The sequence below is a fragment of the Alienimonas californiensis genome, assembly GCF_007743815.1.
GTDB classification, from domain to species: domain Bacteria; phylum Planctomycetota; class Planctomycetia; order Planctomycetales; family Planctomycetaceae; genus Alienimonas; species Alienimonas californiensis.
On record NZ_CP036265.1, the window covers coordinates 2358537 to 2380416 of the forward strand.

The window sequence follows — 21880 nt, forward strand, 5'->3', positions numbered from 1 at the left end:
GGCTCCCTGACGGTCGCGGTTCTACAGGAGGGCCGCTCACCCGTCCGTCACGCAGCCGGTGCTGGCGTCGGAGACGAGTTTGACGTACTTGCCCAGGGTGCCGCGGGTGGCGCGGGGCGGGGGGAGCGGGAAGTCGGCCCGGCGGGTCTCTAATTCCTCGTCGGAGAGGTCGACAGAGAGGCTGTTCGTCTCGGCGTCGACGGTGACGGTTTCGCCGTCGCGGATCAGGCCGATGGGGCCGCCGACGTGGGCCTCGGGGGTCACGTGGCCGACGATGAAGCCGTGCGAGCCGCCCGAGAAGCGGCCGTCGGTGACCATCGCCACGTCGTTGCCCAGACCGGCGCCGACGATGGCGCTGGTGGGGGTCAGCATCTCCGGCATCCCCGGGCCGCCGACCGGGCCCTCGTGGCGGATCACCACCACGTCGCCCTTCTGAATTTTACCCGCCTCCAACCCGGCGAGCATGTCCTCTTCACTATTAAAACAGCGGGCCGGGCCGCTGAACTTCAGGCCCTCCTTCCCGGTGATCTTGGCGACGGCGCCGCCGGGGGCGAGGTTGCCCTTCAAGATGCGCAGGTGGCCGGTCGGTTTAATGGGATCGTCCACCGGGTGGATGATCTGCTGGCCCTCGATCAGGTCCGGCAGGTCGGCGACGTTTTCGGCGAGGGTTCGGCCGGTGACGGTGGGGCGGGAGCCGTCCATCAGGCCGGCGGCGATCAGCATCTTAATGACCGCCGGGGTGCCGCCGACGGCGTGCAGATCGCTCATCACGTATTTGCCGGACGGCTTCAGGTCGGCCAGGTACGGGGTGCGTTCGGAGACGGCGGCGATGTCGTCCAAGGTGAACTCCACGTTGGCGGCGTGGGCCATCGCCAACAGGTGCAGCACCGCGTTCGTGCTGCCGCCCAGGGCCGTGACGAGGGCGACGGCGTTCTCGAAACTCGTTTTATCGAGCAGGTCGGACGGTTTGCGGTCCGCTTCGAGGCAGTCCTTCAACACCTCGCCCACGGCCCGGCACTCCTGCACCTTGCCGGGGTCGGTGGCGGGGATCGAACTGCTGTAGGGCAGGGAGAGGCCGAGAGCCTCGATCGCGCAGGCCATCGTGTTGGCGGTGTACATCCCGCCGCAGGCGCCGGCGCCGGGGCAACTGTTGGCGACGATCTCCTGCCGTTCGGCCTCGGTGATGCTGCCGGCGATCGCCTGGCCGTAGCTCTGGAAGGCGGAGACGATGTCCAGCTTGTCGCCTTCCTCGGTCGCGCCGTCGTTCTGTTGGGCGTCGGGGACGAGGTTCTCGTTCTTCATTCCCCCCGGGGCGGCGGGGGTGCGGCCGGGGCGGCAGCCGGGCTGGATCGTGCCGCCGTAGACCATGATGCTGGGCCGATCGAGCCGGCACATGGCGATCACGGCGCCGGGCATGTTCTTGTCGCAGCCGGGCAGGGTGACGAGGCCGTCGTACCACTGGGCGGCGACGATCGTTTCGATGCTGTCGGCGATCAGGTCGCGGGATTGGAGGGAGTAGCTCATCCCCTCGGTGCCCATCGAGATGCCGTCGGAGACGCCGACGGTGTTGAACCGCATCCCGACCAGCCCGGCGGCGGTGAGGCCGGTTTTGACCTCCGCGGCCAGATCGAGGAGGTGCATATTGCAGGTGTTCCCCTCGTACCAGACGCTGCCGACGCCCACCTGGGGCTTCTTCAGGTCGTTCAGCGACAGGCCGGTGCCGAGCAGCATCGCCTGAGAGGCCCCCTGGCTGGCGGGGGCGGTGATGCGCGCGGAATACCGGTTCGGTCCGCCGGCGGGGGCGGGCTCGGGACGGTGCGGGGGGAAGGAGGGGGCGGAATTGGACATGCGCGGGAGTGTGGCCGGTGGCGGGGGTGGACGGCTAGTGTGCGTGCCCCGACACGTCGCCTCGCAGTCCGGTTCCCGCACCTCGCCTGCCGGATCCCCTGTCGCCGCCCCGCTGATTGCTCTGGGGGTGGGTTCGCCGGGGAGGCTTCAGTCACCCGCGAAACCGCAGGCGAACGCCGGCCCGGCCCCCGGGTTTCGGGGGAAGGCCGTGTGCCGCGCGAACGGGACGGACCCTACGGAGGGGCCCGAGCGCACGCCGGCGGTCGGCCCTGACCCCTTCCGCGACCCGATCACGCTCCCACCGTCGCGCGGGGGCGTTACACTCAGGGGCCGCGCGGGGTTCCCCGCATTCCTCTCACTGCGTCCGCCGTGGCCTGGTTCCTTCCTAAAAAGCCGTCCGGGCCGGCGAAGACCGTCAAGGAACTGGCCAAGCGGCTGACCGACTGCGGGCTGATCGAGCAGAAGCAGTTCGACGTCGCCCTCTCCTCGGTGCCCGCCTCCAAGCGGACGCCGGAGGCGCTGATCGACGCCCTGGAGGAGGCCGGCACGCTAACCAACTTCCAGGCGGAGCTGGCACGCAACGGGGAGATCGAGACGCTGGTGATCGGCGGCTACAAGCTGATCTACCGCAACGCCGCCGGCGCCTTCGCCCGGGTCTACCGCGCCGAGGACAAGAACGGCCGCAGCGTGGCGTTGAAGGTGCTCCGCGGCCGGCACGCCTCGGACCCGCGGCAGGTGGCGGCTTTCGAGAAGGAGGCCCGCATGGCCGCCAAGCTCGATCACCCCAACGTCGTCCCCATCCGGGACGTCGGCGAGGACGACGGCCGGCACTACTTCGCCATGGACTTCATCGAGGGGGGGAACCTGCGGGACTTCCTCACGATCCGCGGGAAGCTCAGCCCGAAGGACGCCGTCGGCATCGCGCTGGACATCGCCGAGGGCCTCGCCCACGCGGCCCGCTACGGCATCACGCACCGGGACCTCAAACCCGGCAACGTGCTGTTCGACACCACCGGCAACGCCAAGCTGGTGGACTTCGGCCTGGGCGGGGAGGGGGACGAGGGCGCCGACCTGCGGGCCGTGGAGTACTCCACGCTGGAGAAGGCCACGCAGGCCCCCCGCGACGACCCCCGCAGCGACCTCTTCTTCCTCGGGTCGATCCTGTACGAACTGCTGACCGGCGTCCCCCCCTGGCCGGCGACCGCCGTGCGCAGCGAGCGGAACGAGGTCGGCCGGTATCGCGACGTCACCCCGATCGTGGACCTCGCCCCGGACCTGCCGCCGGCGGTGGTGTCGGTGGTGGGCAAGCTGATGGCCTGGCGGCCGACCGCCCGCTACCAGACCGCCGCCGAGGCCGCCGGCGCCCTGCGGACGCTCGCCGCCTCGCTGGACGACGCCCCGGCCGCCGAGGAGCCGGACCTCGCCGACGACTCCAGCGATCTGGGTCTGGAAGACGGCGGCGACCGCCCGTTGCCCAAGCTGTTGCTGGTCGAGAACCGCCCGTCGAAGCGGGGCATCGTCTCGGAGTATCTTTCCAACCGGGGCTTCGAGGTCACCTCCTGCGACGGCGCCGACGACGCCCTCGCCCTGATCGAACTCGACCCCCCGGACGCCGTGCTGCTGATGGGCGACGCGCTGGGCGACGACCTGTTCGGCCTGTTCGGCACCCTCAAGGCCCAGGGCGTGAGCGGCGAACCCCTCGCGGTGGTGGCGCTGGTCACCGCCGCTCAGGCGAAGAAGAAGAACGCCCTGCACGCCAGCGGAACCTGCCGCGTGCTGGCCCAGCCGGCGAGTCTGCGGATGGTGCGGGCCGAACTGTTCCGGGCCCTCAAGCGGGTGCTCTCCGAAAGCCGGCTGATCCGCCTGCGGGACTACGCCCCGTCGTCCTCGTCGAAGTCGGCCTCGTCCTCCTCTCCGTCCGGCGACTCGTGACCAGTCCGTCGACGGCATGAGCGACGCCCCCGCCCCCCTGCGGTTCGGCCTGCTGGGCGCCGGCCGGATCGCCGGCAAGCTCGCCGCGGCGATGGCCCGCACCCCGGGCGTGACGGCGGCGGCGATCGGCAGCCGCGGCGCCGTCCGGGCCGCCGCGTTCGCGGACCGGCACGAGATCCCGTTCGCCGGCGGTTACGAAGAGGTGGTGGCGAACCCGGCGGTGGACGCGGTCTACCTCGCCCTCCCGCCGCACCTCCATCTGCAATGGGGCCGGGCCGCCGCGGAGGCCGGCAAGGCGGTGCTGTGCGAGAAGCCCCTCGCCCCGAACGCCGACGAGGCCCGGGCCCTCGCGGACGCCTGCCGCCGGGCCAATGACGGGGCCGGCGTCGCGCTGATCGACGGCACCCAGTGGACCCGCACCCCCCGGGCCGACGCCTTTCGGGCCCTGCTGGACGCCGGGGAACTGGGCGAGTTGAAGCGGGTCACCGCCGCCTTCAGCTTTCACGCCGAGGGCTGGGACGCCGGGGAGCACCGCCTCGACCCGCACCGCGGCGGCGGCGTGCTGCGGGACCTCGGCTGGTACTGCGTGCACGCCGCCCTGTGGGCGTTCGGGGAGGACCCGACAGGCGTCTCCTGTCACCTCTCCGACGAGACGAACCACGCCGGCGAGAACGTGGACGTCGCCGCCAGCGGCGCCCTGACCTTCCCGGGCGACCGCACCGCCGGCTTCGACGTGAGCTACCGGACCGCCTGGCGGAACTGGATTGAGTTCGCCGGCGCCGAGGGCAGCCTGGTCTGCGACGACTTCACGAACCCCCGCGATCCCGACAAGGTGCGGCACTTCCGCCACGACCGCCGCGGCGACGCCTCCCGCGTCGAACTGCCGGCGTTCGACCCGCAGGTCGAGTTCCTCACCCGCGCCGCCGCCGCCATCCGGGCCGGCGGGGACGAGGCGGGGGTGAAGTTGGCCCTCCGCACGCAAACCGTGTTGGACCGCCTGCGGGAGGCGGCGGGGTGAACAAACGCGGGTGGGCGGTGCTGCTGGCGATCGTCGCTCTGGCTCAGTTCGGAGCGGCGACCTACTGCGCTGAACAGTCGCAGTCTGAGTGGTCGTACTTAGCCCCCGTCAGAGTGCAGGGAGGAGAGCCGACGATTCACAATCGCCTGTGGTTGCCGTTCATGCTCGGAGGCGGCGCGGCTTTGATCGCCGCGGCCTTGCTGTGGTGGACCGGCCGGGCGGCGCCGCGGGACGACCGAGACGAGTGAGGCCTGAAGAACCGCGACCGTCAGGGGGCCGGCTCCCTGACGGTCGCGGTTCCAGGGGGAATGGGGGCGGGCGGCGAACCTTCGCGGCGGTCGGCGTGTCCTTCGAAAGGATCGGTTGACGCCCCGCCCCCGGGGTCGATACTGTTCCCCCCGACGCGGCGAGTCGTCCGGTTTCGGACGGTTCGGCGGGTCACGCAGGCGGGTGTAGCTCAATTGGTAGAGCGTCAGCTTGCCATGCTGAAGGTCGCCGGTTCGAGCCCGGTCACCCGCTCTTAGCGCCTGCAAAACGTCGTCACGCCGAGGTCCCCCGGGACCTCGGCGTGACTTTTTGCGCTCCCCGTCCGGCCAGAACGCCCGGGCGACGTTGAGCAAATCTCCCACGCGGGTACGCTACCCGCCCGCATTTCGCTCCCGACCCGCACGTTCTGCCCGATGTCGACCGACGCCCCCGTTCTTGACGACCCCGCCGCCGGCGGCACGCTCGGCGACCCGGACCTGACCGGTGACGCCCTGTTCGGGGATGAACTGGCGGACGACCGCCGCAAGATGGACCTGTCCGTCGAGGTGCAGGACGCCGGCCCCTGCCTGAAGCACGTCAAGGTCACCGTCCCCCGGGCGGAGATCGACGCCGCCCTGGAAGAGGCCCTCGAAGAGTACGCCGATCAGGCCGCCGTCCCCGGCTTCCGCGTCGGCCGCGTGCCGGTCTCGCTGATCAAGAAGCGCTTCAAGGACGAACTGGCCGGCCAGGTCAAGCAGCGCGTGCTGATCGACAGCCTGGAGCAGGTCTCCGAGGAGCAGGACCTCGACCCGATCAACGAGCCGGACCTCGACGTCACCACCCTCGACCTGCCGGACGAGGGCGACTTCGAGTACGAGTTCGACGTCGAAGTCCGTCCCAAGTTCGACACCCCGGACCTCGCCGGCCTGAAGATCGAGCGTCCGGACGCGGAAGTGACCGACGCCGAGGTCGCCGCCTACCGTGAGGAGTTCCTCACCCAGTACGGCCGCCTCGAACCGCAGGAGCGGGCCGCCGAGGCGGGCGACACCGTCAAGCTGAAGGTGAAGTTCTCCCACGACGGCAAGGAACTGAACGTCGTTCCGGAGCTGAAGGCCAAGCTCAAGCCGGTCCTCCGCCTCCAGGACGCGGAGCTGGAAGGCTTCGACGAACTGATCGCCGGCGCCAAGGTCGGCGACGTGAAGGAAGCCACCCTGACCGTCTCCCCCGAGGCGGACCGCGTCGAACTCCGCGGCGAGGAAGTCACCGGCAAGTTCGAGGTGCTGGCGATCTCGACCCTCAAACTGCCGACCCTCACCCGCGAACTGCTGGACCGCATCGGCGTGGAGAGCGCCGAGGAGCTGGACACGCAGATCCGCGACTCGCTCACCCGTCAGCGGGAGTACCGCCAGCGGCAGAGCGCCCGGGAGCAGTTGCTCGCCGGCATGACGGAGTCCGCCGACTGGGACCTGCCCGAGAAGCTCGTCCGCCGCCAGACCGAGAACGCCCTGCGGCGGGAACTGCTCGAAATGCAGCAGGCCGGCTTCACCACCGCCCAGATCCGGGCCCGCGAGAACGAACTGAAGCAGAACGCCCTCAGTTCGACCCGGCAGGCACTCAAGGAGCACTTCATCCTCGACCGCGTCGCCGAGGAGAACGACATCGAGCCGACCCCCGGCGAGATCGACCGCGAGATCACCTTGATGGCCCTCCAACAGGGCGAACCGGTCCGCCGCGTGCGGTCCCGCCTGGCCAAGAGCGGCATGATTGAGAACCTCGCCGCCCAGCTGCGTGAGCGGAAGGCGATCGACTTCCTGCTGGAGAAGGCCGAATACGTCGACGTGCCCTCCGAGGAACCGCCCGCCGACCGCGTCGAGGCCGTCAAGCAAAGCGTCTGCGGCATCGGTTCCGTCGCCGCCGTCGCCGACGAAGACGAGAACGGGGCCGGCGAGGAGGAGTGAATCAGTGGGCTTGACCGGCGTTTTCTTCGTCGTCGGAGCTCTCGCGGCGGTCGTGGGACTCTTCGGCCTGTTCGAGGCAAACGTCGGCTCCCGGCTGATCGCGCTGTTGATGACCGCCCCGGGCCTGCTCATGTGGCTGGTGACCGGGGGCGGATTGATGATCTACGCCGCCGCTGAGCGGGAGTTTATGCACGCCCTCATGACCGGGGGCGTGTGTTCCATCCTGTTCAGCCCCAGCTTGGTCGGCTTCTACGTCGCGATGCGGAAGGCGCCGTGAATTCAATCGTGGCGCCCGACGAACGCTTGCGTCCTCTGTCGGACTCAGGATGAATTTGAGCCGAGACCCCTGATGGAAGAACTCACTCTCGGTGAGATCGTCGTCCGCATTCTCTCCGCGGCCGGCATCGCCGGCGTGCTGGGCTGGGAACGTGAAGTGCACGACAAGCCGGCGGGCTTGCGCACGAATATGATGGTCGCCATCGGGGCGGCCACGGTGACCCTCGTCACGATCGAGCTGTGCCTGTCGTTGTCGGTCTTCCCGAACGACGGCATCCGCGCCGACCCGGTCCGCGCCGTCTCCGGCGTGATCGGGGGGCTCGGGTTCTTAGGGGCCGGCGCGATCATCCAGTCGCGCGGCGACGTCCGGGGGATGACCACCGCGGCGACCATCTGGGTCGTCGGCGGACTGGGCGTCGCCTGCGGGTTCGGCCACTATCGCGTCGCCGTGACGGCCGCGATCACCGCGTTGGGCGTGCTGTTGGCGGCCGGTCGACTCGAAAAGCGGAAGCCCGACGGGCAGGCCGCGGACGCCAAGTCGTGACCGCTTCGGGGGCGGTCAGGCGAGCGTCTTCTGCACGAACACCGCGTCCAGTCGGCGGTCCCACTTCACGCCGACGCCGGGGAAGCGGCCGACCTCCTGGAAGCCGAACGACTCGTGCAGGGCGAGGCTGGCGACGTTGTCGGCGGAGATCACGCCGACGACCGCCCACAGCGGCATCGCCGAGGCCCGTACCAGCAGGGCCTCCAATAATTCCCGCCCGACGCCGCGACGGCGGGCGGCGGGGGAGACGTGAATACTGTGCTCCGCCGTCCGGCAAAACCCCGGCTGCGACCGAAACGCTCCCAGCGTGGCGAACCCCAGCACGGCGTCGCCGTCCGTCTCCACGGCCACCAGCGCCGGCCAGCCGCCCGCCTGTTTCTCCGCGAACCACGCCCGCTGCTCGGCGTCCGACCGCGTCGCCTCCGTCCAGACGGCGGTCGTCTTTTCCACGGAGTAATTATAGATCGACCGCACGGCCTCCAGATCGGCGGCGGTCATGTCGCGAACGTCCATCCCCGTAGGGTCCGCTGTGCGGGCCGTCCGTGGCAAGCGTGGAGCTCACGGCCCGGTCCGCAGTGCGGGGACCCTACGGAGCCAGCGCCTCCAACGGGCCGACCCCCACGGTGGTCACGATCTCCAACGGGAACTCCGTCAGCAGGTCGCGCAGATCGTGCACGGTCAGCCGCCGCAGATCGGCGAGGTCGTCCTCGACCGTTTTATATTCGCCGCGGTCCTGCCAGTTGCCGCCGAGGCTGCCCAGCCGGCCCATCGGGCGTTCGCTACGCAGGACGATCCGGCTGGCGACTTTATTCTTCGCCTGGGCTAATTCTTCCGCGGTGATCCCGCGGGCGTTGACGGCGTCGAATACGCCCCGCACGGCCGCGACGTTCTCGGCGGCCCGGTCCGGGTCGCAGGAGAGATAGGTGAAGTACATGCCGGCCCCGGCGAAGTCCGTATAGCTCAGTTCGCAGGCCTCGCAGCGGCCCGGGTCGACCAGTTCCCAGAACAGGCGGCTGCCGGTGTCGTCGCCGACGATCACGCTCAATAACTCCGCCGCGTGCCGCAGCGGGGAGGCGTTGCCGGGGGCGTTCCCCGCCAGCATCACCGTCTGTTGGGCGTTCTCCGGTTTATAAATCGTCCGCAGCGCCCCCGGCGGGTGCGGCTCCGGCAGGGGGCGGTCGGTCTCGCCCTGCGGCGCCCGGCCGGCGTGCTCCTCGGCGAGTTTGAGGACGTCCTCCCACCGGGCATTACCGCAGACGGCGAGGATCAGGTTCGAGCCGACGTACCGGGAGGCGTGATAATCCCGCATCGCCTCGATCGACAGACCGCCGATGGACTCGTTCGAGCCCAGGATGCTGCCGGCGAGCGGGTGCCCGGCGAAGTGGGCCTCGTTGAGCGCGTCGTAGGCCACGCTGCCGGGCTGGTCCTCGTGCATGCCGATCTCCTCCAGGATGACCTGCTTTTCCAGGTCGAACTCCTCGTCCCGCAGGATCGGCCGGGTGAGGGTGGAGAGCAGATCGACCGCGACCGGCAGGTGCTCCGGCAGGACGGCGGCGTAGTAGACGGTTTGTTCGTGGGAGGTGTAGGCGTTGTAGCGGGCGCCGATCTCGTCGAAGACGCGGTTCATATCCTCGGCGCTGTAGCGTTCGTCCCCCTTAAAGGCCATGTGCTCCAGGAAATGGGAGACGCCGGCCAACTCGTCCGGTTCGTCCCGCCGACCGCACCGCACGAAGTAGCCGGCGGCGACGGAGTGGGCGTCGGCGTCCAGTTCCGCGAGAACGGTGACGCCGTTGGCGAGCGTGTGCTGATGAAACATGGCGACAGTCTAGGCGTCGGCGGCCGCAAGGTCGCCGCCCGCGACCGACCACGCCTGCCGGGCGATCTCCGTTTCCTCGTCGGTCGGCACGATCAGCACGGCGACGGGGCCGCCGGCGTCGATGCGGCGGACCTCGCCCGACCGCGCCGCGTTCGCCGCGGCGTCCAGCGTGACCCCGAACCCGGCCAGCGGTTCGCAGACCCGGCGGCGGATCTCCGCGGCGTTCTCCCCCACGCCCGCGGTGAAGACCAGACCGTCCAACCGCCCCAGGACCGCCGCATAGGCCCCGACGTATTTGCGGATGCGGCGGCAATAAATGTCGAGGGCCAGTTCGGCGTCCGCGTCGCCGGCGGCGGCCCGCTGGAGCACGCGGCGGACGTCGTTCTCGCCGCACAGGCCCTTCAAACCGCTCTCGCGGTTCAGCAGGCGGTCGACCTCCTCCGCGGACAGCCCCGCCGCACGTTGCAGGTAGGTCACGGCGGCCGGGTCGAGGTCCCCGCAGCGGGTCCCCATCACGAGGCCCTCCAGCGGCGTCAGACCCATGCTGGTGTCCACGCACACGCCCCCCGCCACCGCCGCGGCACTGCACCCGTTGCCCAGATGCAGGGTGACGAGATTTAACTCGACGGGATCGCGGCCGTCGGTTCGCTGCAAATAATCCCCGGCGACGCGGGAGACGTATTGATGCGAGGTGCCGTGGAAGCCGTAGCGGCGGACGCCGTGCTCCCGTTCGCACCACGCCGGCAGGGCGTAGCGGGCGGCGGCCTCCGGCATCGTCTGATGAAAGGCGGTGTCGAAGACGCCGACCTGCGGCACGTTCGGCAATCGCTCCGCGACGGCTCGAATCCCCGCTAGCGCCGGCGGATTGTGCAGGGGGGCCAGCGGGACGAGGCGTTCCACCTCGGCGATCGCCGCCTCATCTAACAGCGCCGGCCCGGTGAAGGTTCGCCCGCCGTGCACGATCCGATGCCCGACGACCGCCGGCCGGGCCTCGCCCAGTTCGTCCAGTACGGCGGCCAGCGCCGCGGCGTGATCGAGAGCGCCGCCCTTCTCGCCGATCCGCTCAATCATGCCGGATCGCAGCGACGAGAACGCCGGGGCGGCGAACAGGTCCCATTTCAGGGAACTGCTGCCGGCGTTGAGCACGAGTACGGAAGCCGTCATCGCTCTTCACCAACCCGAAGCGTCAGCGAGGGCGAGCCCGGACACGCGACCGAAGCCCTCGCTGACGCTTCGGGTTGGTGCGGCGCGACGACCATTTAGACCGTCAGTTGCACAAGGTTCGCCTCTTTGGCGGCGGGCTTCGGCAGCTCGCCGTCGGCCTCCGCCCGATCCAACAGGTACGGGGCCGCCTTATCGGTGTGATCGTGGCCGTCGTAGACGCCGAAGTCGGCGAACAGATATTTCTTCGCCAGTCGATAGGCCCAGCTCTTCTCCGGCACCTCGTCGCCGGGGTGAAATTGACTGGTGCGGACGGTCATCGCGGACAGTTCCGCCATCGCGGTGCGGCGGGCGGTGCTGTCCTCGGCGGAGTTCGCCTCCACCACGGTCTTTAAGAGGTCCGGCCGTTCCAGCACGATGCAGCCGCGGGTATTGGCGGCGGCGACGTCGCGGAAGTCCTTGAGGAACTTGCTCTCGAAGAACCGATCCCGCAGGTGGCGGGGGTCGGCACCGGTGCGGCCGCCCTCCTGATGGATCGACTCCTTGCTGAACTGCACGATCGGGCAGGGTTCGATGTCGCCCCACGGATTAATGTGGTGCGAAATCCCGGTCACGGCGGGGCAGAGGGCCTTGCCCTCGCCGTCGTAATAGGCGTCGATAATCGCGATCGGCTTGCTGGCCCGGCGGGTGACGACGAACTCTCGCAGGGCCTTCTGCTGGGCCCGGGAGAGGCAAAGATCCTCGCAGGCGTCCGGCCCCATCGGGCGGTAGACGTGGAACCAAGTATAGAGCACGCCCATCTCGATCAATTTGTCGAGCCAGGCGTCGTTGACGAGGTCGTCGAAGTTCGACGCCGCCACGCTGGTGCACACGCCGGTGGGGACCTTGTGCTCCAGACAGTTTTTGATGCCGCGGAGCGTCTTGTTATACACGCCTTTCCGGCCGCGGCGTTCGTCGGAGACGGTTTCGTTCCCCTCCACGCTGATTAACGGCGTGACGTTACCCAGTCGCCGCATCTCCTTCGCCACGTCGGCGGTGATGAATTGGCCGTTGGTGAAGATCTGGAAGTAGCAGCCCGGGTGCCGCTTGGGGATCTCCAGCAGGTCCGGGTGCATGAACGGCTCGCCGCCGACGAGGCCGAAAAAGCGGTTTCCCATCTCCTTCGCCTCGTGGATGAGGCGGTCCATCGTGGGTAGGTCGATCGTCTGCCGTTCGTGGGCCACGTCCACCCAGCAGCCCTGACAGCGCAGGTTGCAGGAATTAATAACGGAGACGTACAGGAACGGCGGGAAGAATTGGCCGGACTTCAGCCGCTTTTTGTGCAGCCGCACGCTGTTGGCCCCGCCGAGGCCGAGATTCCAGGCCATCTTCCAGATCGCCTTGGCGTCGGCGCGTTGGAGGAGGCGGCGGGCGAAGCGAACGGTCTGCATCGGGGGGCGACCGGTGAAGGGGGAAGCGGAGCGGCAGTATCGCCGGGACCGCGGCCGGAACCAACCGGCGAACCGGCTTCGTCGCTAGAGTGGCCGCATGAGCGTCCCGCTGACCCGCCGCCAACTGGGCGAAACCGTCGCCGCGAGCGTCGTCGCCGCGGCCGCCGGCGACGCCGTCCAGGCCGAGCCGCCCCGCCCCCCGCTGACGGCGCCCAAACCTCCCGTGCCGCGGGGGATCGGCGTGCAGGCGGCATTGCTGTACGAGGTGCTGCTCAGTCAGTTCCCCGAAAGCCGCGTCGAGGCGAAGCGGCCGGAGATCGCCCGGCAGATCGCCACGAACCTGTACTACGGCCAAATCCTGGCCGAGACGAACCTCACCAACGCCGACGGCCCGGGGCCGCTGTGGGCGGCGTATCGGGCGGGCGACCTGATCGGCCGCGACCGCAACGCCGTTGAAGGAGAGGGCGGATGATCGATTTGGTCCATGGTCCAGCGGTCCAACTGCTGTTACACAACATCGCGCCGGCGTTTCTTTACGCCGCCATCTGGTCAATGTGCTGTGCGATGGCCGTGCGGAGGTGCGGAATCGGCACGCCCGGCGCCCGACCGCTTGCGGCGGGGACGGGCTTGTTGGCGGTCACGCACGTGCTCCGCACCGTCTGGCCGTGGATCGTCATCCTGTGTCAGCCGGATGAACGGGCCGAAGTCTTCCAGCAGCCCTGGTACCATCTCGTCCAACTCGCCTCCTATCTCACAGCGTTCCTCGCCCCTCCGTTGATCGCGTGGGGCCTTTGGCTGACGTGGCGGGGCTACGATCGAGCCGGCGCGGAGGCGACGCCGTGAGCCGCCCCCGTCGCGGCGAATCGCCGGCGGAGTTCGCGGCCCGGGAGGTGCGGCGGACGCACCGGCCGTCGTGGACGCGGTGGCTCGCGTTCCTTGCTGTATTGGCGTGGGTGGGGGCGGTCTGGTTCGCCTGGAATTCGCCGGACCCGTGGCCGCGGGACGGGTTATTGCAGGGTTCGGCGGCCTGCGGGGGGCTGGGGTTGCTGCTCTGCCGCGGCGGGGACCGGTTGATCGCCGGGCTGGCCCTGCTGGGGGCCGTGCTGTTGTGGTTGAAGCTGAACGGGATGTGAGCACCGCCGGACGCATGCGTCCGGCTTGGACGGCGAATACTTTGAAACGATGCCGATCGACGCCTTCGCCGACCTTCCCACGCACGCCGCGGCCCTGCGGCGGGGGGAGTATTCGTCGGTCGCACTAACGGAGTTCTGCCTGAACCGGCTCGAAACGCACGGGCCGACGTTGAACGCCTTGGTCGCCGTCACCCGGGAGCGGGCGTTGCGGGAGGCGGAGCGGGCGGACGCGGAGTTGGCGCTCGGCGTCGATCGCGGCCCGCTGCACGGCATCCCGTACGGGGTGAAGGATCTGCTCGCCGCGGCGGGCTACCCGACGACGTGGGGGGCGGAACCGCTGCGGAATCAGCGGTTCGAGCAGGACAGCGCCGCCGTCGCCAAGCTGACCGCGGCCGGGGCCGTGCTGTGCGCGAAGCTGGCGATGGCGGAGTGGGCCGGCGGGTTCGGCTACGAGCAGCCGGACGCCTCCTTCACCGGCCCCGCCGTCTGCGCCTGGGGCGAGGACCGTTGGGCCGGGGGGAGTTCGAGCGGCTCCGGCAGCGCGGTGGGGGCCGGGTTATTGCCGTTCGCCCTCGGCAGCGAGACGTGGGGCAGCATTCATTCCCCGGCCAACAACAACGGCGTGTGCGGGTTGCGGCCGACCTTCGGCCGCGTCGACCGGGCCGGCTGCATGACGCTGAGTTGGACGATGGACAAACTCGGCCCGCTGGCCCGCACGGCGCACGACTGCGGGTTGGTGCTCAATGCGATCGCTGGGGGCGCGCCGCTTAACGACGACGGCGAAGCAGGGGGGGCTGGTGAGGCGTTCGCTCCTGACGAGATGGTCGCAGAGCGTGCCTACCGCTATCCGCCGGAGCGGGTGAGGACGCCGCCGTTCAAGCTGGCGGTCCTGCCCGGGGCGGCGGAGCGGGCGCAGGATGCGGTGCGGGAGAACTACGAAGCCAGCCTTGAAGCGCTGCGCTCGCTGGGCACGGTGGAGGAGATCGAACTGCCGGCGTTCCCGTACGAGGTGGCGGCGACGGTGATCCTCAACGCGGAACTGGCCGCCGCGTCGGACGACTTCGTCTCCGCCGGGCTGTCGTGGGATCTGACCGCCCCGGAAGACCGCTACGGCGGACTCGCCGGGCGGATGATCCCGGCGGTCGACTACCTGAACGCCCTGCGGGTGCGGGCGAAGTTCGCCCGGGCACTGGACCGGCTGTTCGCCCCGTTCGACGCGATCGTCACCCCGGCCCGGGCGACGGTCGCCCAACCACTGGGGATGCCGTTCCGACGCTACGCCCCCGGGGCGACGGCGGAGACGCTGGGCGGCCCGGCGAACGCCGCCGGTTTGCCGGGGCTCTGCCTGCCCAACGGCTTCGACGCGGACGGCCTGCCGACAGGGCTGAACCTCGTCGGCCGGGCCTTCGGGGAGAATCGCGTGCTAGCCGTCGGGCGGGCGTATCAGGCGGTGACGGACTGGCACACCCGGCGGCCGGAGCGGTGGGCGTAGGACGAGGCCGCTTGGCCCCTGCTTCCCCCCTCTCCCTTGAGGGAGAGGGGGGAAGCAGGGGCCGACGGTTACTTTTTCTGGCCGAACTTCCGGTCCATCTCCTCGGCGAAGTCCTGCGTGGAGAGCAGCATGTCGAAGCGGGCCTTCTCCTGGCCTTCGATGCGTTCGTCGCCGGGGCGGTCGGAGAGTTCGTTGAGGGCGCCGTCGACCTCGTCCATCTCTTTGTGAAGCCCGCGGGCGGCGCCGACGGCGGCGTCCAGGCCCTCGGTGTCCATATCCGCGTTGTGCGTGTGCAGGATGCCGTCGCCGGTGGAGCCCTTCAGGGACTCGTCGACGTGTTCGCGTTCGTCCGCGATCTGACGGGCGAGGCGGTCGTGCATCACCGTCAAACGGAGACGGTAATGCTCGACGGTGCCGGCGGGGGCGTCGTGCGCCATAACTAAAAAACGGGGTGGGGAACGAAACAAGGGACTAGGCGTGAACGGGACGCACGGCGTGCTCTTCGAGGTGCAGCTTGGAACGCTTCAGGCCTTCGTCGAGCATGCTCTTGGGGTCCATGCGGAAGGCACGGGCGGCGATCTCGCCAAGGCTGCCGCCGGGCGGCTGCCAGCTCAGGTGGACGCTGACGCGGGTGCCGTCGCCCTCGGGCTCGAAGCGGGCCTGCCCCTCGTATTGCACGAGGCTTTCGGGGGTGCTCTGCCAGGCGATCTTTTCGTTCTGGACCTGCTCGGTGACGACTTCCTCGCAGGTCAGCTGCGCCCCGGCGAAGGTGGTGCCCCAGCGGTGACGGCCGCCGCCCAGGTCCTCGACCTGCCAGTGTCCGGGGAAGAACCGGCGGCTGGCCTCGGCGTCGAGCAGGAACTCGTACACCTGCTCGCGGGGGGCGTCGATGTGAACGGTTTTGTCCAGGTGAATCGGCTTGGGAGCCTGCGACAGGCCCAGCAGATCCTCCACCCGCCCGCCGCGGCGGCCCTTCTGGAACAGGGCCGCCCCCGCCGCCGCCAGCGGCAACATCAGCGGGCCGCGACGCAGCACGGCCCGGGCCAGCAGCCCGACGCCCGCGGTCGCGAGGCCGAGGCGGGCGGCGTGGGTCAGCTCGCCGGTGGGGAGGTTCGCGGCCAGGCCGGTCTGCGGCCGGTGGGGGATCGGCTCCCCGGCGGTGGTGAGCAGGGCCTCGACGCTGCGGACGCCCCGCACCTTCTCCACGGCCGGGACCAGCAGGTCCGGCTCGCCGGGCCGCACGGTGCCGCCCAGCGTGACCACGCCGTCCCGGGCCTCGACCCGCAGACCGCCGGCGTCCGTCAGCAGGTGGCCGGCGGCGGCCCGGACGCGGTTTTCGATGGTGGCGTCGTCGGCGACCTCGCCGGTCAGCAGGCCCTTCGCTTCGAAGGCCTGCCCCTTGATCCGGTTCCCCAGGTCCTTCGTGCCTTTTTCCCACAGCGTGCCGTAGTCGGACCCGGCCCGGACGAACTGGTCCTTCAACTTGCTCCGCCGGGTCGACCCGAACTGCGGATCGAACATGTACATCGCCCCGGCGCCCAGGGCGAGCCCTTTGAGCAGGCCGCGGGTTTTCTCGAACATCGTTGCTGTGCGGGCAGGGGAAGTAGGGCGAACGAGCCAGGAAAACTGTACCCCCCGGCGGCGGATCGGGGCTCCGGGAGAACGTCTCGTCGCGTATCGGGAACGGCCCGGGGGCCCGTCCTGTTGCCTGGACCGATCGGACGGCGACAATCCGTTCGCCGCTCCCGATTCTGACGCCTTTTCTTCCCCCCCAGACGCCTCACGGATGAGCGAATCCGCGTCGACCAGTCCGCCCCGTCGTCCCCCGGCGGAGGGTCCCCCGGCGATGGGTCCCTCCGCGGCGGCACCCCCGGCGGTCCCGCCCGATCCCGACGCCGCGTTGGGCGACGTCTGCTTCGTCGCCTTCGATCTGGAGACGACCGGCTGCACCGCCGCGAGCGACCGGACGGTGGAGATCGGGGCCGTCCGCTTCGACCTCGCCGGGCGCGAGTTGGGGACGTTCGAGGAACTGGTGAACCCCGGCCGGCCGATCCCGGCGAACGTGATTCGGGTGCACGGCATCACGGACGCCCATGTCGTCGACGCGGCCCCGATGGCGGCGGTGCTGCCGCGGTTCCTCGACTGGATCGGGGAGAGCGGCGCCCCCCCGGTCCTGATGGCTCACAACGCCCGGTTCGACATGGGATTCGTCGGGGCCGGGCTGCATCGGGCCGGGCTGACGGCGCCGGCGGCGCCGGTGATCGACACCGTGCGGCTCTCCCGCCGGCGGATGCCCACCGAACGCAGCCATTCCCTCAAAAACTGCGCCGCCCGCTTCGGGGTGACGAACGACCGGGCTCACCGGGCGCTGTCCGACGCCCGCGCCCTGATGGCGGTGTTCCTGAACCTCGTCCAGCGCCCGCCGGCGGTGCGGACGGTCGGGCAACTCGACGCCCTGTGCGGCTGCGGCCCGCTGCGGGCGGAGATCGCCACGCCCCGCGGCGGCGTCACGACCGGCAGTTCCACGGGCGTCGGCTGGCCGCGACGGCGGCGGCGTTACGAACCCCCGCCGGGCGACCACGCGGCTCTCACCGCGGCGATCGCCACGCGGACGACAGTCCGCATCGTCTACGACGGCGGCACGAAGGGCGTGGCCGCCCGCTCCGTCACCCCCCGCAGCCTGCGGCGGCGGGGCGGGGAGCTGTACCTGTTCGCCTGGTGCCACACCGACGCCAAGGAAAAACAGTACCGCGTCGACCGCATCCGCGAGGTCACGACCCGCTGAGCCCGCTCGTCGACGGTCCGACGAATCCGTCCCTCCCGACAAGCACTTGCGGTTTCGCGGGCGCCGAAGGGGTTGCGGGCGCCCGCGAAACCGCAAGCGGCGGATCAGCCCCACTCACCGCGGCCGCGGGGCCGTCAGCGGTTGGCGGTTGTTGACGAGCCGCGTCGCCGGGGTCTTTTTGAGGCGGCGTTCGAGCTTCCAGATCGGCCCGTCGCCGGCCGGTTTCACGTACTCGGCGGTGCGGACGGGGGAGCGGCGGGCGTCGGGCGACTCCGGTTCGACGTTCTGGGCGCGAACGACGGCGTGGGCGTCTGCCTTAGCACGCAACGATGCGTTTGCGACGACGAGCGTGACCCCCGGGAGAAAGCTCTCCCACCTCGACTTTCCGTTGTCCGTCGGCGAGTAGACGGAACCGGGAGTGCCGTCTTCGGCCAAGAAGACCAGCAGCGACGGCGTGAACGCCTTCGCCAACGGATCACGCGGCGTCGCGCTCAAGCTCCGGTAGACGAACCTGTGACGGGGGAATCTCCGTTCCGACAGCGTCCACTCGTACTGGGACGCGAGTTGGTCGGCGTCGATCGGCCCGCTGAGCGCGGCCGTCAGTCCAAGGTGCTCCACGGTCGCATTCGGAAACTGCAGGCGGTCGGCCGCCTTCTCCGCCTCGCTGACCGGCACGCGGTCCGCCGTCGCCGCTTCCCACCGGGCCAGGATCGCCGCGACGGCGGGGTCGGGGGCGATCAACGTGTCGGCACCCAAATCCGCGTCGCCCGCCTCCGGGCCGGCGGAGCAGAGCAGCAGGGCGAGCAGAACCGGGGGGGCCGACATCGGGGTCCCGTCCGTGGGAGGCTGGGGCGAATTGCGAACGACGCTTCCTGCGCCGAACCCGCACCGTAGCGCGCCGCTGTCCGCGCGCGAACGGCGGTTCGCCCCCGGCCGATCCGTGCCCCGCCGCCCGGTCGCAGACAGGTCGCCCGCCGGGCCGACCCTTTCCCGCCCGGGGGCGGCGGCCCATCATGGCGCCGCCCCGACGGCTCCGGCCTGACGGCGTCGTCCCGCACCGGCTTCGCGAGTTCCCCCGTGTCTGACACGACCGCGTCTCCCAGGACCGCCGCCCGCACCGCGTTCGCGCTGCTCGCCGCCCTGCTATTCGGACCGGGACTCGCCGTCGGGCAGGAGGAGTTCGGCGACCCGCCCGCCGCCCCGGCGACGAACCCCGCGGAAAACTTCGCCGAGGCCGCCGCGCCGGACCCGATGGTCGCCCGGCTGGAGGCGGCCCGGGCGGTCCTGATCGCCGGGGGCGTCGTCGATCCGCTGCCGCAGGCCGGGCCGCTGCTGATCGCTTATGAACGGGCCACGCTGCCCTACGTCCGCGATCGGCGGTCCCAGCCGGTGCGGACGCTCTCCGGCGTGGTGCGGGTGTTGAACGCCGGCACGGCGCCGGTGCACCTCGGCCCCGGGACGAGGCTCACCGCGGATCAGCAGGCGATCTCGCCCAACGTCGTGCCGGAGGGCCTGCGGTACACCTCCAACGACATCCGCGGCGACGGGTCGGAATGGGAGACCTACCGCACCGTCGCCCCGGGGGCGGTCGCGGAGTTCCCGGCGGCGTTCGTCGGCCTGCCCGGCGGCCGCAACGACATGCCGGAGGCGATGACGCTGACCGTGCCGTACGTCGTCGGCGGGACCCTCGCCCCGCCGGGCGCCGAGGGCGGGTCGGCGACGACGGTGGAGGGCGGCGTGCCGCAGACCGCGGAGCTGGACCTCGTCGCCTACCACCGCGGTCTGGCGAACCTGCAGGTCCGCCGCACCGGCCCGCGGGACGTGCTGGCGGTGTTCGGGGTGCGGGGCGATCTGACCTACCTCGGCCGGTTCGCCCTGCTGGACCGCATGCGGGCGACGGCGAACGAGGGCGGCCGCCGGGGCGTGCTGCTCTGGGAGAACGCGGTCCGCAACGGGGAAGGCGTCTGGACGCCGACCGTCCCGGCGCTGCCCGCTCCGCCGCCGGGGCCGCTGGGGCAGCCGGGGTTCGATCCGAGCGGGTCGGCCCGGTTCGACGAGTTCGCCTCCTATCGCTCGACCGGCTGGCCGCCGTTGCAGGCGGGGTTTGCGGAGTTCGCCCGCGCCCCGGGGCTGCTCGGCGGGCCGGACGACCCGCCGGTGGCGGAGATGCTCGTCGCGGCGAACGGGCTGCGGACGGCCCTGCGGGCGGGCGGGCTGGCGCTGGGCTCGCAGGGGCCGGTGGGGGACTTCGGCAACTTCTATGAAGACCCGACCGACGCCGCCGCCGACGTGCTGGGCAGCGCCCTGCGGACGCTCCCCCCCGCGGAGGCCGAAGCCCTGATTCGCAACGCCGATCCGCTGGTGCGGCCGGGGGTCGTCCGCTACGCCGGGCCGAACCTCCCGCCGGACCGCGTGCCGCTGCTGATCGAACTGACGACCGACGCGGCGTTCGCCGTCCGCAGCGCCGCCGCCGCGGCGTTGGGGACCTTCGACCGGGACGAGGCGCGGGCGGCGCTGACGGGACTGGTGCGGAACGCGGACGATCCGCAACTCGCCGCCGCCGCCGCCGAGAGTCTCGCCGTCTCCCGCTTCCCGAAGGGGCAAACCGCCCTCGCCGAGACGCTGGCCGACGGCGCCGAGGGGGTGCCCTCGGAGGTGTTCGCCACGCTGGCCCGGTACAGCGATCCGGCGTGGGAGAGCACGCTGGTGGCGCTGGCGGGGGACGACACGGCGGAGCCGGACGTTCGCGTCGCGGCGCTGCGGGCGGTGGTGGCGGGGCGGTCCCCGGCGGCGGATCGACTGCTCGCCGACGCGATCGCCGGGGCGGACCCGATCGCCGCCCGGGCCGCCTTCGGCGTGCTGGCGGAGCGGCCGGATCCCGCCTCCCGCCTGCTGGCCGAGGGCTACGCCCTGCGGGCGTTGGGCGACGCCGCCGAGGCCGGCGAGCCGCTGGAGGACGAGGTGGCGGACTTCCTCCGCGAGACCCGCCCGCCCTCCGCCGCCGAACCGCTGTGGGCGCTGTTCGACGCCGGCGAGGAGTCGCCCCAGGCGGAGACGATCGAACTGCTGGCCGCCATCGCCCCGACGGCGGGCGATCCGTCCTCCGCGCGGGCGGTGGGCGGACGGCTGGCGGACGCCTGGGACCGCATGGACCGGGAGGCCCGCGCCGTCACGCTGGACGCCGTCGCCGACCTCGCCCCGGACCGCCTGCCCCCGCTGGCCGGCGACGCGCTCCAGAGCGGCGATTCCACCTTCGAGCAGGCCGCCCGGTCCGCCCTCAGCGACGCCCGCACCGACGAGGCGACCGTGGATCGGTTGCTGATCGAGGCCTTCCAGTCCGCCGACGAGAGCCTGGCCGCGATTCGGTTGGCGCTCACGCTGATCGCCCGCGCGACCCCCGCGACGCGGGCCGCCGTGCTGGAGGGCCGCTGGGACGAGAACGAAGCCCGCCGGGCCGCGGCGGACGCCGCCGTCAGCCGGCTCACGCAGTACGGCCCCGGTCAGGCCTTCTTCCTGAAGGGCGGTCTCCAGGCGATGGCCGACAACGACAACGACACCCTGCCCGACGGCGGACCGGAGCCCCATCGGGCCAGCCTGAGGTATCTGGACATCGCCGTCCGCCTCGACCCGGAACTGGCCGCCGGCTGGAGCCAGCGGGCCTTCAGCCGCGGCCAAGCCGGCCAACTGGAAGGCGCCCGCGACGACTACCGCAGGGCCCTCGAACTGGACCCGTACGACAACCTCGCCATGACCGGGCTGGCGATCCTGGAGATCGAACTCGGCGGCGACGTGGAGGCCGGCCTCGCCCGGGGCGAGGCCGGGCTGAAGAAGTATCCGGAGGACCGCCTGTTCGCCTACAACATGGCCTGTGTCTACGGCGTCGCCGCAAAGGCGTTGCGGCCGAAGATCGAGTCCGGCGAGGCCGACGCCGCGACCAGGGAGCGGTTCGAACGCTACCGCGACAAGTCCCGCGAGCACCTGGTCCGCTCCTACCGCCTCGGCTTGGGTCGGACCGGCGGGTCGGCCCTGCAGGAACAACACGCCGCCGAGCACCGGCACCACGCCGCCTCCGACCCGGACCTCGACGTGCTGCACGGCGACGAGACGTTCGAGCAGATCGTCACGGGAACCCTTCCGCCGGCCCCCGGTGAGGAAGGGGCCGCCCCCAAAGGTGCCCCGCAGGACGACGGCGGTCCCGGCCTGCTGCCCGACGACATCGAGTTCGAATAGCTCCCCCCGTT

The 21880-nt window shown here is 71.0% G+C and carries 20 protein-coding genes and 1 tRNA gene; 13 read left to right on the forward strand and 8 right to left on the reverse strand.

From position 1 onward, the window contains the following. Positions 1–36 precede the first annotated feature (36 nt). Positions 37–1848, reverse strand: coding sequence for a dihydroxy-acid dehydratase (gene ilvD / locus CA12_RS09175; protein ID WP_145358662.1), 1812 nt, complete (start codon positions 1846–1848; stop codon positions 37–39). Positions 1849–2217: 369 nt separating this feature from the next. On the opposite strand from ilvD, the gene CA12_RS09180 reads away from it, so the two are divergent. The 7 genes from CA12_RS09180 to CA12_RS09210 all read left to right on the forward strand — a co-directional run bounded on the left by CA12_RS09180 (position 2218) and on the right by CA12_RS09210 (position 7822). Next, positions 2218–3780, forward strand: coding sequence for a serine/threonine-protein kinase (locus CA12_RS09180; protein WP_165700648.1), 1563 nt, complete (start codon positions 2218–2220; stop codon positions 3778–3780). Between the two features lie 16 nt (positions 3781–3796). Continuing rightward, on the forward strand, positions 3797–4798 hold the full coding sequence (locus tag CA12_RS09185) for a Gfo/Idh/MocA family protein (protein ID WP_145358664.1): 1002 nt from the start codon (positions 3797–3799) through the stop codon (positions 4796–4798). Beyond that, on the forward strand, positions 4795–5046 hold the full coding sequence (locus CA12_RS09190; RefSeq protein ID WP_145358665.1) for a hypothetical protein: 252 nt from the start codon (positions 4795–4797) through the stop codon (positions 5044–5046). Before CA12_RS09185 ends, CA12_RS09190 begins: the two co-directional genes overlap by 4 nt. Positions 5047–5244: 198 nt before the next feature. Next, positions 5245–5317 (forward strand) — tRNA-Gly (locus tag CA12_RS09195). A gap of 161 nt (positions 5318–5478) precedes the next feature. Beyond that, a complete protein-coding gene (gene tig, locus CA12_RS09200; RefSeq protein ID WP_145358666.1) occupies positions 5479–7002 on the forward strand; it encodes a trigger factor in 1524 nt (507 codons plus the stop codon). A gap of 10 nt (positions 7003–7012) precedes the next feature. Further along, positions 7013–7279: a hypothetical protein gene (locus CA12_RS09205; RefSeq protein WP_145358667.1), complete on the forward strand. Its 267-nt coding sequence runs from the start codon at positions 7013–7015 to the stop codon at positions 7277–7279. A 72-nt stretch (positions 7280–7351) separates the two neighbouring features. After that, positions 7352–7822, forward strand: a complete 471-nt coding sequence (locus CA12_RS09210) for an MgtC/SapB family protein (RefSeq protein ID WP_145358668.1) — start codon at positions 7352–7354, stop codon at positions 7820–7822. A 15-nt stretch (positions 7823–7837) separates the two neighbouring features. On the opposite strand, the gene CA12_RS09215 is transcribed toward CA12_RS09210, so the two are convergent. The 4 genes from CA12_RS09215 to CA12_RS09230 form a co-directional block, all read right to left on the reverse strand. Beyond that, entirely contained in the window at positions 7838–8320 is a 483-nt protein-coding gene (locus CA12_RS09215) for a GNAT family N-acetyltransferase (protein WP_165700649.1), read from the reverse strand. 88 nt (positions 8321–8408) lie between these two features. Continuing rightward, positions 8409–9638: a M16 family metallopeptidase gene (locus CA12_RS09220; protein ID WP_145358670.1), complete on the reverse strand. Its 1230-nt coding sequence runs from the start codon at positions 9636–9638 to the stop codon at positions 8409–8411. A gap of 9 nt (positions 9639–9647) precedes the next feature. Continuing rightward, positions 9648–10802 carry an acetate/propionate family kinase gene (locus CA12_RS09225; RefSeq protein ID WP_145358671.1) on the reverse strand — a complete coding sequence of 385 codons (1155 nt, stop codon included), beginning with the start codon at positions 10800–10802 and terminating at the stop codon, positions 9648–9650. A gap of 95 nt (positions 10803–10897) precedes the next feature. Next, positions 10898–12229, reverse strand: coding sequence for a radical SAM/SPASM domain-containing protein (locus tag CA12_RS09230; protein WP_145358672.1), 1332 nt, complete (start codon positions 12227–12229; stop codon positions 10898–10900). 97 nt (positions 12230–12326) lie between these two features. Between CA12_RS09230 and CA12_RS09235 the strand changes: the two genes are divergently transcribed. From CA12_RS09235 to CA12_RS09250, 4 genes are read left to right on the forward strand one after another with little or no spacing between them, the layout of a single operon-like run. Beyond that, a complete protein-coding gene (locus CA12_RS09235) occupies positions 12327–12701 on the forward strand; it encodes a hypothetical protein (RefSeq protein ID WP_145358673.1) in 375 nt (124 codons plus the stop codon). Further along, the gene (locus tag CA12_RS09240) at positions 12698–13072 is read left to right on the forward strand and encodes a hypothetical protein (RefSeq protein WP_145358674.1); all 375 of its coding nucleotides are present in this window, start codon (positions 12698–12700) and stop codon (positions 13070–13072) included. The genes CA12_RS09235 and CA12_RS09240 overlap by 4 nt, the downstream gene beginning before the upstream one ends. Then, positions 13069–13362, forward strand: coding sequence for a hypothetical protein (locus tag CA12_RS09245; protein ID WP_145358675.1), 294 nt, complete (start codon positions 13069–13071; stop codon positions 13360–13362). The genes CA12_RS09240 and CA12_RS09245 overlap by 4 nt, the downstream gene beginning before the upstream one ends. Positions 13363–13411: 49 nt before the next feature. Beyond that, complete coding sequence (locus tag CA12_RS09250) at positions 13412–14854, forward strand: amidase (RefSeq protein ID WP_145358676.1); 1443 nt, start codon at positions 13412–13414, stop codon at positions 14852–14854. A gap of 68 nt (positions 14855–14922) precedes the next feature. Here the strand turns inward: CA12_RS09250 and CA12_RS09255 are convergent, their stop codons facing one another. Both CA12_RS09255 and CA12_RS09260 read right to left on the reverse strand, forming a co-directional pair. After that, positions 14923–15291, reverse strand: coding sequence for a hypothetical protein (locus tag CA12_RS09255; RefSeq protein ID WP_145358677.1), 369 nt, complete (start codon positions 15289–15291; stop codon positions 14923–14925). A 34-nt stretch (positions 15292–15325) separates the two neighbouring features. Continuing rightward, positions 15326–16435 (reverse strand): SRPBCC family protein, encoded by a 1110-nt coding sequence (locus CA12_RS09260; RefSeq protein ID WP_145358678.1) that lies wholly within the window; start codon positions 16433–16435, stop codon positions 15326–15328. Positions 16436–16640: 205 nt separating this feature from the next. On the opposite strand from CA12_RS09260, the gene CA12_RS09265 reads away from it, so the two are divergent. Next, a complete protein-coding gene (locus CA12_RS09265) occupies positions 16641–17639 on the forward strand; it encodes an exonuclease domain-containing protein (protein ID WP_165700650.1) in 999 nt (332 codons plus the stop codon). Positions 17640–17753: 114 nt separating this feature from the next. Here the strand turns inward: CA12_RS09265 and CA12_RS09270 are convergent, their stop codons facing one another. Beyond that, positions 17754–18464, reverse strand: a complete 711-nt coding sequence (locus CA12_RS09270; protein ID WP_145358680.1) for a hypothetical protein — start codon at positions 18462–18464, stop codon at positions 17754–17756. Positions 18465–18716: 252 nt separating this feature from the next. Between CA12_RS09270 and CA12_RS09275 the strand changes: the two genes are divergently transcribed. Then, the gene (locus CA12_RS09275; RefSeq protein ID WP_145358681.1) at positions 18717–21869 is read left to right on the forward strand and encodes a HEAT repeat domain-containing protein; all 3153 of its coding nucleotides are present in this window, start codon (positions 18717–18719) and stop codon (positions 21867–21869) included. The last annotated feature ends 11 nt before the right edge of the window (positions 21870–21880 follow it).